General features: G+C 33.1%; 2 protein-coding genes and 1 tRNA gene. 1 reads left to right on the forward strand and 2 read right to left on the reverse strand.

Annotated elements, in window-relative coordinates:
- Nucleotides 1-199, reverse strand: a 199-nt coding sequence (locus ABD944_RS42155) for a ThiF family adenylyltransferase (protein WP_345187882.1), incomplete at its 3' end; no start/stop codon positions are given.
- Between the two features lie 50 nt (nt 200-249).
- The gene (locus tag ABD944_RS42160) at nt 250-474 is read right to left on the reverse strand and encodes a ferredoxin family protein (RefSeq protein ID WP_345187884.1); all 225 of its coding nucleotides are present in this window, start codon (nt 472-474) and stop codon (nt 250-252) included.
- 122 nt (nt 475-596) lie between these two features.
- On the opposite strand from ABD944_RS42160, the gene ABD944_RS42165 reads away from it, so the two are divergent.
- Nucleotides 597-669, forward strand: a tRNA-Trp gene (locus ABD944_RS42165).
- The last annotated feature ends 31 nt before the right edge of the window (nt 670-700 follow it).

Genomic DNA, 700 nt, shown 5'->3' on the forward strand with positions numbered 1-700 from the left:
TTCCAATGCTGCCAATTCCTGCAGCAGCAAGGTAAATGATTCCTGGAGATCCTAGCCCACCAGCACCAATGAATAAAACTTTTGCTTCTTTTAATCTTTCTTGTCCTTCTAATTGAATTTGTGGCAATACTAAATGCTTAGAATATCTTGTATATTCTTCTAGTGAGTATTTTGTATTTTCTGTTTTAAAATTAAGCATAAAAATTTATAGTTTATTTAATAGCTCTTAAAAGCTAGCTGATAAGTTTATTAAGATGACTTTTGTAAAGTTGGTTCTTCTCTATCTAAAATAGCTCCTTGTGTAGGACAGACCTGAACACAAATACTACAATCAATACAGGCAGAAAAGTCAATCCAATACCAATTAGTGTTATTATTGTTTTTCCCCTTTCCTTGATGAATACAAGCTACGGGGCAAGCTTCCACGCATTCAGGAACTCCAATACATTTTTCTGTTTCAATTGTATGAGACATATTATTTAATTAATAAAAGATAAGCTATTTACATCTAGTAGTTTTGTTGTATACTAAATTTACATATGCTATCCAGGCCAATATTTAAGGTAGTCTATTTCTACAGTTTACTAATTTCATATGCGCCTTTAGTTCAGTTGGTAGAACGCAGGTCTCCAAAACCTGATGTCGAGGGTTCAAGTCCTTCAGGGCGCGTTTAGTTTTATCGTAATTCAATAATATCATC

This window comes from Actinomadura verrucosospora (assembly GCF_039540335.1).
Taxonomy (GTDB): domain Bacteria; phylum Actinomycetota; class Actinomycetes; order Streptosporangiales; family Streptosporangiaceae; genus Spirillospora; species Spirillospora verrucosospora.